Source organism: Desulfosporosinus nitroreducens (genome assembly GCF_023897015.1).
Classification (GTDB): Bacteria; Bacillota; Desulfitobacteriia; order Desulfitobacteriales; family Desulfitobacteriaceae; genus Desulfosporosinus; species Desulfosporosinus nitroreducens.
This window is the reverse complement of the sequence record NZ_JAMHFY010000009.1, coordinates 167,801-175,531: the sequence shown is the minus strand read 5'-3', so window position 1 is coordinate 175,531 and position 7,731 is coordinate 167,801. Positions and strand designations below refer to the sequence as shown.

Genomic DNA, 7,731 nt, shown 5'->3' with positions numbered 1-7,731 from the left:
AAGAATCCACACTGCAGGAGAGAGCGTTACAAGTCGCAGTGTGGCGAAAGGCTCATCCGCCTTTCGTTCCAGGGCCAAGGATACTTGGAGCATAGCTCTTGGGAAAGTAGGTCATCGCCAGGTAAACCAAGCAAGAGGCTACCTTAATGGTAGCTCCTTTTGTGTCCTTATTTAGAGAAAAACAAGGGTAATTTGCAGAGAGCGCACGCCTGATAAGCGTGAGGTTTGGTGATATATTCTGCGCTCGTAGCTCAGGCTTAATATATATAATTGGGTGTCGCCAAGCACCCCAGCCAAAACGGGCCATTAGCTCAGTCGGCTAGAGCACCTGACTTTTAATCAGGGTGTCCCGCGTTCGAGTCGCGGATGGCCCACCAAAAAAATTTGCGAGTGTAACTCAGTGGTAGAGTGTCACCTTCCCAAGGTGAAAGTCGCGAGTTCGAATCTCGTCTCCCGCTCCATGGTGGATATGGCGAAGTGGTTAACGCACCGGGTTGTGGTTCCGGCACTCGTGGGTTCATTCAAGTCCCATTATCCACCCCAATACATAGGGGATTAGTTTAATGGTAGAACAGCAGTCTCCAAAACTGTTAGTGTGGGTTCAACTCCTGCATCCCCTGCCAATCTCTTATCTGGCCCGTTGGTCAAGCGGTCTAAGACACCGCCCTTTCACGGCGGTTACACGGGTTCGAATCCCGTACGGGTCACCAAAAAACAAGGGTGATTAGCTCAGTTGGTAGAGCGCCTGCCTTACAAGCAGGATGTCGGCAGTTCGACCCTGTCATTGCCCACCAATCATGGCCCCGTGGTGTAGTGGTTAACATGCCTGCCTGTCACGCAGGAGATCGTCGGTTCAAGTCCGATCGGGGTCGCCATCATACTTGGAGGGGTGTTCGAGTGGTTTAAGGAGCTGGTCTAGAAAACCAGTGACTTCGTAAGGAGCAGTGGGTTCGAATCCCACCCCCTCCGCCATTATTTATAATATTTGCCTCGGTAGCTCAGTCGGTAGAGCAGGGGACTGAAAATCCCCGTGTCGGCGGTTCGATTCCGTCCTGAGGCACCACTCAGTCTGGTAGCATACCAAGTGGTAAGGCAGAGGCCTGCAAAACCTATATTCCTCTGTTATACGTTACATAACATATATTTCAAAATGATGTAATTAATGGGCAGGATAATTCTTCCTTTTGTCGAAGAGATAAGTTGAAAGGGAGGGAGATATATGTATTGCGATCTATTAAATAAGGACGTTCAAATTGATGTGTGGAAAGAATTCAGAGACGAAAAGGATAAGGATACTGTTTTAAAGACAGTATATAAGTGTAGCGCATGTTACGTAGAAATTCCAGGTACTGGTGGAAGGAAAATGTTTGAATACTGCGAAAAAATAAGTGATAAAAAATGTTTATTGAAATCTGATCAATATAAATATTATTAAGAGCCGAAAGGCTCTTTTTTAGTAGGTGTTGGATGTACCCCGCAGACGTCCTATGGAGAATATACGCAAATGATAATATGGGCTTATGCCAGCCGTTTAGTTGGCTAAGTTGTGAGTAAAAAAACCGGATAGTTCAAAAAGAGGGAAATAGAGAAGTTAGAAGAGATGTTTTAGTCTATAACCTCGACGCCATCATTTCAGTTGGTTATAGGGTGAATTCACTCAGAGCAACGCAGTTTCGACAATGGGCAACCGGAGTATTGCGTACTTTCGCCATCATGGCGGAAGCGAGGTACTCGGAATATCAAAGGCACCACTTTAATATCTTGAATAGGATAATGACAATAAAGAAGAAGCCCGCTGAACTCTTTGAAGAGCAGCGGGTTTCTTCCCTATTCGATCCGCCCCAGGCTTATTACTGGGCCGGGCCCAGGCTGGGGTTTCATTTATGTATGATGGACAGAGGGCATGAGCACATCCCCGAAGCTTCGGATACTTCAGGCTGGGAAATCGCGGCTGACGCTGTCGTTGTTCAGGTAGCGGCCGATCTGCAGGAGTACGGTTACATGTACCGTCCCAAATTCGCCAGAAAAGCCATGGGGTTTCCCGCTGGCTCCCAATTGGGGAAAAAAGGCAGGCCGATTTCTGCGCAGGACATGCGGGAGGTATTAAGGAAGAAGCTGAGAATTGACATGCTGCCTGAAAACACACATGATTTATCTGAAGTGTTCGGGAATGAAGACGATGAAGAAGGAGGCGCCTAAAGAACTGGATGCAGTTCAAAAGGCGCCTCCTTTTCTGTGAGAATAATTATAATGGCAAGCCTAACATAAAGAGGTTATAGCACAGCTATTCGTTTTGCTCATCTTCATCCAATTGCTTTTGAATTTTCGCTTGTTTTTTCTTGTTCAGATAATTAAGGCACGACATTAAAACAAAAACGAAGACGGTTGCGCTGATAAAAGTAACCACCAACGCAGCGATAAAAAGCCTATACCATCCTCCTTATAGTGTTCTGCGTATCTTGTATAGTTTAAAACGCCGTTAATCGCCGTTACTGTAATTCCGGCTACTATACTGTTCACCAAAGGAATGCTTTTTGCCCGTTTTCCTTCGCCGTATATGTTAAGTCCGAGCGTCATGTATCGTACTATCATGTAAATGGACATTCCAAAAAAACATATGAACTCAGCGGCATATTGCTCAAACGGAGCGTTTAGTAAAGATTGTTGTACGAGTATTGATGCGAGAAGCACTATCATTAAAATGCCGTATGCTTCACTATTTATTTTACGGCGCTGTGCTGAAACTCTTTCGTCCTGCATATTTTGTCTTTTCATACTGATTCCTCCCAAAATAAATCATTTAGTGTTTTGTTCAATGCTTTGCAGATCGCAATACACAAATTTAGCGTTGGGTTATAGTCTCCTGCCTCTATTAATCCAATAGTCTGCCTTGTAACACCAACAGCCTTTGCTAAATCTTCTTGCTTCATATCGCATTCCATACGAGCGATTTTCATTCGTTTGTTTTTCATATTATTTTTCCCCTTATTTCTCCTTACATTGCATAGTATAATATATAAATTGCATGATGTTAGGGGCCCCCTAGGAGCATCGGTGCCTGTCGAATCAGAAAAAGCTATCCTCACACTATGGATGTGTGGGGCGATTTTTTGTCCGCAATTCGCTGCGTTTGATTCAGCTTCGACGATGAGTCCAGAATAAAAAGCCAGAACGTTTAAATCGTTCTGGAAGTTAGATGGTTGGACAAGAAATTAGAAGGTTGTTCAAGCTATAAGAATTATAGCTTGAAAGGGCGCCAAGCAGATCTATTGACTGATTGGCGCCCTTTTAGTATTGTTTTGAAATATTTGGTGATCCCTGGAAGATTCATGAACATTGTGGCATGTCAACCAATATTGGAAAAAGACCCTTGAGAGATCTTACATATGTTTAAAGAAAAATTCTGTATAAATTTCTTGAATTTTCAATAGATCATTGAAATTGGCCCTACCAATAAAGTGAATAAAGTTTGATAACTTTAGAGGAACTGTCTTTGATACTCTTGCTGTTGATGGATGCTTGAGATTTGCTTCTTCCAATACTGAATAGGGGTATCATACCGATCAGTAGCTCTTGGATCATGTCTAGTGACTTTGGTTGAAAGAATTTCACTTTTGCCGCTTTAACTCCTTATAGAGTTCGTCCCACTCATGTTCTTGTCGCCAAGGATCATCTTTTGTTATTACATATTCGCCTTCAGAATTCTTTGGCCAATTTGCATCAGATAATTCTTGGATTTTATCACGATGTTGAGAAACAAAATCAGAAAATGAAGGTTTTCGAGTTTTATTCAATGGAAGAGACATTTCATTTTCCTCCTTACTAACCTTATCCTTTTCTTCCTTATCCATATCATATCAGCCCCTAAACAGTTGTTCAATATGTAGTATTCCCATATTTTCCAATTTAGAAGGAAAACAGTAAAAGCGGAGCATTTTCCAGCACTCCGAGGCTTGCTCCGGCTAAAGCATCCGGAAAATTATAACCGGTGGCTAACAGTACGGCATCTGCGCTGTGAGTAACAGGAAAGGTTTTTTGAGAAATAGCTATAGAAGTATCAATTAAGTCATAACCGGCAAGTCGCATATTGTCATGAAGAAGGGAGTCCACTACAGGGCTGGGTGTTGTGCGGTTATTGGCTGTGCCATCTCCCAATGTCCCGTGGTTAAAACCCCAGGTTAACATGGAGCCTTCAGTGGTTATGATGAGATAACTGCTTGGACCGGCGGCAATTCCTTGGACATCGGTTAGGTTGGGAACGGTAACAGGGCTTAAATTAAGATGATAACCTAGATCTGTCGGCTGATCCATGGGTTTAGTGAAATCGATCCCCCAAACCCAAACCGTACCGTCTTGGCGTAAGGCGATTGTGTTACGAACTCCAGCGGAAATCATTTTGACCGCAGTTAGCCCTGGAACTTGAATCGGACTGGTTCGAGAAGTTATCGTTCCATCCCCTAATTGACCGCTATGGTTTTTTCCCCAAGCCCAGACGGTTCCGTCATTTTTTAATGCCACAGTAAACAAACTGCCGGCAGAAACAGCTTTTACGTCTGACAAACCGGTTACTTTGACAGGGTGATAGCTTTCTTTAAGGGTTCCGTTTCCTAATTCACCACTAAAGTTCGAGCCCCAGGTAAAAACTTCACCGTCCCTTTGAAGAGCAACCGAATGTGTGGAACCGGAAGCAATGGCTTTAACATCTGCCAGTCCTGTAACTTTCACTCGATAGGGTCTTGTATCCGTAGAGCCGTCTCCGATTTGTCCATTTTGATTGATTCCCCAACCCCAGACGGTTCCGTCTGAGTTAAGAGCCAGCATAGACTGTGAGCCACCTGATGCCGCGATGAAACTATGGGTAACTCCATAGGCTGGCTGTTCAGTAAATAGTGAAGACAACATAAAAACAATTATCATGAGTGCAAAGAATCCTTTATTCTTTTTCAAGTAGTCACTCTCTCTTTCTATTGCGGCTTATTTTTGATCCGTAGGACAGGAGTTAATTCGTTTTAGCGAATGATATTTCCTTTTGGCAAAATAATCCTTGAGGATTCACCTGTCTAGTAGGGGTTTTTCTGGGAATCTGCTTCAAGTGCCAATTAAATCCATCTTGTTTCATCATATAATACCGATGCTATTGACTGATTGACGCCAGAGGACATCTACCCAGAACAAATTGATTGGTAGCCAATATTTCCGTTCAACTATTTGCATCGGTGTGAGGAACAGAGTCCTTCAACTTGAATCTTTGGCAGCGGAACAAATCAGGCCGCCTCGTTTTAGGAGGCGGCCTGAACTCTGTGAATAGTCAGAGAAAAGTTTCATCTTATTGTCTGGAAGATTATGCTATAATATCTGTAACAGGTTGTCGAGGGACGGTTAGCCACACCCTTCAGAAAGGGGGTGGTAGGATGATCTCAATGGTTGAGGCGATGTATCTCATGATTGCATTTGCAACACTCGTTGTTTTGATCATAAAGAAGAAATAACCGCCCCCGCCAAGGAATGCGGTTATTTCTTATAACCTCTAATTCGGGCTAACCCTTCGGTTAGACAATCTGCTGGGCTGGCGTGCTTCCAACATGTCAGTCCTTTTCTTATATTATACCCATGAATTGTAAAATATGCAACCGGTTCACATATGGAAAGGCTACAAAGAGGGAACGATTACTTACTTCAGTACCGGTCAGCAATGCATGGAAGAAGAAGGAGCCGTTGCTGTTTGTTATATACAAAACGGAAAATAAATAAAAACGACTAGACTAAGCTATGCAGGGATTACTGGGAGCGAAACTAAGGGATCTTAGGCTTCGCTCCTTTTTCACATATAATTGTCCGAGCTGAGTGTTATGGTTTACGTAGAGTAAGCTATGCAAGATAGATTATCAAGCAGAAGGTCTGTGCTGATAGAGTGTAATTTAAAGAATATTGTAAAAAGGAACAGTTGTTGGCAGGGTTTTTACAGAATAAAGGAGAATTCAGGCTATAGAAAGTGTTTGCAGTTTTACGAGCTATTAGAAATAGGATGACAGATTATCCGCTCACGGGTGACCCGCGTAATAGAAAAGTCAGAACTCAGCATGTCCGAAGGTATACATAAAAGGAAAGCTGAAGTAGCGAACCAAATTGGCACAAATAGTTGTCCCAAATGTGGTGGGGAGTTCACTCGATTTTTTAATGCTAAACAATATGCTTATAGAATATTTTGAAACAGAACTGGCTAAAATTTAAATGTTTGAGAAGTTTATGGATACCTGGTGTTAAAAAAGCAAGTTGGTAAAGATGGAGGTAAGCTATGACTTGGAATGACATATGGAACGGATCTAAAGAACTTCCATTTTGGGCATTTTCTATTAGAGCTATATTACTGTATTTAGCCCTTATAATTGCGACAAGATTCATGCGTCAAAGACAGATTGCAATACATACGGGGCATAATTACCTTGTGGCAGCGGGAATTGTAAGTTTGGCAGCAGTAAGAATGGTAAATCCGGAAGCTTCTCTTGCGGCAGGATTGCTCATCGTGATATTGTATGCTGCAATTAATATTTTTTTGTCATACCTGGATGTAAAATTTCCACGGGTTATTGATAGACACGCAACTGTATTGGTTCAAAATGGTCAAATTATAAAGAAAAATATGTTGGATTCAAGGATAACCATTGATAACCTTATGGGGCAACTTCGGGTAAAAAATATTTTTAACTTATCAGAAGTAGAGCTTGCTATAGTAGAACCTTCAGGAAAGATAAATGTAATAAAAAAAGCTTCACAACTTCCGGTTACAAGAAAACAAATGAAGCTGCCTATAAAAAATGTAAGTGTTCCGACAGTGTTAATTTATGATGGCAAGGTTCAAAACGAGAATCTTAGAATGGTTGGACATGACTTTAACTGGCTTGACGGTAAGCTGAAGGAAAAAGGAATCATTCAGATTAAAGATGTGTTCGTGGCACTATTGGAAAGTGATGGAATAGTACATGTAAGTGTTTAAAGGTGGTGATACATTGGAAGGTATATGGAACTCTGTAGAAGAGTTGAGTGCTTCCGGTTTTGCAGTTAGAACTTTAATCGTAGGTGTTATGCTTTATATTGCAAGCAAATTTCTTCCTCAAAGATCCGGCGGGCAGTATGCAGGGTTTGATTTTACGTTTTTCTGGATGATGGGAGGACTGATTGCATCTCCTTTGTTTGACCCTAAAATAAATTTTATAAATACAATAACAGCAGCAGTTACAATCTACCTTATGCACTATCTCATATCATTCCTTGCTGTTAAGTCCAGGACTTTTGCGGAAGTGGTAATAGGAAGAGCAGAAGTACTTGTGGCAGGAGGGCAAATACAGAAAAAGACAATGTTTAAATCTTTGATGAATATTGAGCTTTTACTTGCACAGCTTAGAGAATCTGATGTAGCAAACTTAAGTGAAGTAGAAATGGCTATACATGAAACGAGTGGGCGAATTAGCGTTCTAAAAAAGTCAGACCACTTACCTGTAACAGCAGCTGACTTAAACATAAAAACCGTGGAAAGTGGTTTGCCTATAATCCTTGTAAATGATGGAAAAGTACTCGATAAGAACCTTAAGAAGTTGGGATATGATAAAAATTGGCTAAAAGAGCAGATACTTAAGTTTGGTACGGCTGATTTTAAGAAAGTATATCTTGCCACGATAGACGGCTCAGGAAATATATATTGCTCATTAAGTAAATAGAAAGGAAGGGATAAGG

The 7,731-nt window shown here is 41.8% G+C and carries 8 protein-coding genes, 9 tRNA genes and 1 pseudogene; 14 read left to right on the top strand and 4 right to left on the bottom strand.

Going from position 1 to position 7,731, the window contains the following annotated elements:
- Nucleotides 1-300: 300 nt before the first annotated feature.
- The 11 genes from M8E35_RS12400 (at nucleotide 301) to rhuM (ending at nucleotide 2,199) form a co-directional block, all read left to right on the top strand.
- Nucleotides 301-377: transfer RNA gene (locus tag M8E35_RS12400), tRNA-Lys, on the top strand.
- Between the two features lie 9 nt (nucleotides 378-386).
- A tRNA-Gly gene (locus M8E35_RS12395) sits at nucleotides 387-461 on the top strand.
- 2 nt (nucleotides 462-463) lie between these two features.
- Nucleotides 464-543, top strand: a tRNA-His gene (locus tag M8E35_RS12390).
- A 6-nt stretch (nucleotides 544-549) separates the two neighbouring features.
- Nucleotides 550-623 (top strand) — tRNA-Trp (locus M8E35_RS12385).
- 11 nt (nucleotides 624-634) lie between these two features.
- Nucleotides 635-710, top strand: a tRNA-Glu gene (locus tag M8E35_RS12380).
- Nucleotides 711-718: 8 nt separating this feature from the next.
- Nucleotides 719-794 (top strand) — tRNA-Val (locus tag M8E35_RS12375).
- Nucleotides 795-799: 5 nt separating this feature from the next.
- Nucleotides 800-875, top strand: a tRNA-Asp gene (locus tag M8E35_RS12370).
- A gap of 8 nt (nucleotides 876-883) precedes the next feature.
- Nucleotides 884-972 (top strand) — tRNA-Ser (locus M8E35_RS12365).
- A 15-nt stretch (nucleotides 973-987) separates the two neighbouring features.
- A tRNA-Phe gene (locus M8E35_RS12360) sits at nucleotides 988-1,063 on the top strand.
- Between the two features lie 156 nt (nucleotides 1,064-1,219).
- Nucleotides 1,220-1,435: a hypothetical protein gene (locus M8E35_RS12355; protein WP_252469424.1), complete on the top strand. Its 216-nt coding sequence runs from the start codon at nucleotides 1,220-1,222 to the stop codon at nucleotides 1,433-1,435.
- A gap of 128 nt (nucleotides 1,436-1,563) precedes the next feature.
- Nucleotides 1,564-2,199 carry a RhuM family protein gene (rhuM, locus tag M8E35_RS12350; protein WP_445012475.1) on the top strand — a complete coding sequence of 212 codons (636 nt, stop codon included), beginning with the start codon at nucleotides 1,564-1,566 and terminating at the stop codon, nucleotides 2,197-2,199.
- Nucleotides 2,200-2,284: 85 nt separating this feature from the next.
- Here the strand turns inward: rhuM and M8E35_RS12345 are convergent.
- The 4 genes and pseudogenes from M8E35_RS12345 to M8E35_RS12330 all read right to left on the bottom strand — a co-directional run bounded on the left by M8E35_RS12345 (nucleotide 2,285) and on the right by M8E35_RS12330 (nucleotide 4,947).
- Nucleotides 2,285-2,760, bottom strand: a pseudogene (locus tag M8E35_RS12345) (DUF6773 family protein).
- 11 nt (nucleotides 2,761-2,771) lie between these two features.
- Nucleotides 2,772-2,972: a helix-turn-helix transcriptional regulator gene (locus M8E35_RS12340; RefSeq protein WP_252469422.1), complete on the bottom strand. Its 201-nt coding sequence runs from the start codon at nucleotides 2,970-2,972 to the stop codon at nucleotides 2,772-2,774.
- Nucleotides 2,973-3,608: 636 nt separating this feature from the next.
- Nucleotides 3,609-3,851 carry a hypothetical protein gene (locus M8E35_RS12335; RefSeq protein WP_252469421.1) on the bottom strand — a complete coding sequence of 81 codons (243 nt, stop codon included), beginning with the start codon at nucleotides 3,849-3,851 and terminating at the stop codon, nucleotides 3,609-3,611.
- Nucleotides 3,852-3,906: 55 nt separating this feature from the next.
- Nucleotides 3,907-4,947 carry an RCC1 domain-containing protein gene (locus M8E35_RS12330; RefSeq protein WP_252469420.1) on the bottom strand — a complete coding sequence of 347 codons (1,041 nt, stop codon included), beginning with the start codon at nucleotides 4,945-4,947 and terminating at the stop codon, nucleotides 3,907-3,909.
- Between the two features lie 353 nt (nucleotides 4,948-5,300).
- On the opposite strand from M8E35_RS12330, the gene M8E35_RS12325 reads away from it, so the two are divergent.
- The 3 genes from M8E35_RS12325 to M8E35_RS12315 all read left to right on the top strand — a co-directional run bounded on the left by M8E35_RS12325 (nucleotide 5,301) and on the right by M8E35_RS12315 (nucleotide 7,715).
- The gene (locus tag M8E35_RS12325; protein ID WP_252469418.1) at nucleotides 5,301-5,489 is read left to right on the top strand and encodes a hypothetical protein; all 189 of its coding nucleotides are present in this window, start codon (nucleotides 5,301-5,303) and stop codon (nucleotides 5,487-5,489) included.
- A gap of 806 nt (nucleotides 5,490-6,295) precedes the next feature.
- Nucleotides 6,296-6,994 carry a YetF domain-containing protein gene (locus tag M8E35_RS12320; RefSeq protein WP_252469416.1) on the top strand — a complete coding sequence of 233 codons (699 nt, stop codon included), beginning with the start codon at nucleotides 6,296-6,298 and terminating at the stop codon, nucleotides 6,992-6,994.
- 13 nt (nucleotides 6,995-7,007) lie between these two features.
- Entirely contained in the window at nucleotides 7,008-7,715 is a 708-nt protein-coding gene (locus M8E35_RS12315) for a DUF421 domain-containing protein (protein WP_252469414.1), read from the top strand.
- The last annotated feature ends 16 nt before the right edge of the window (nucleotides 7,716-7,731 follow it).

What these genes read in the sequence shown, in the direction of transcription:
- M8E35_RS12340 (WP_252469422.1), bottom strand. Translation starts at nt 2,972, where the DNA reads ATGAAAAACAAACGAATGAAAATCGCTCGTATGGAATGCGATATGAAG.
- M8E35_RS12335 (WP_252469421.1), bottom strand. Translation starts at nt 3,851, where the DNA reads ATGGATAAGGAAGAAAAGGATAAGGTTAGTAAGGAGGAAAATGAAATG.
- M8E35_RS12320 (WP_252469416.1), top strand. Translation starts at nt 6,296, where the DNA reads ATGACTTGGAATGACATATGGAACGGATCTAAAGAACTTCCATTTTGG.
- M8E35_RS12355 (WP_252469424.1), top strand. Translation starts at nt 1,220, where the DNA reads ATGTATTGCGATCTATTAAATAAGGACGTTCAAATTGATGTGTGGAAA.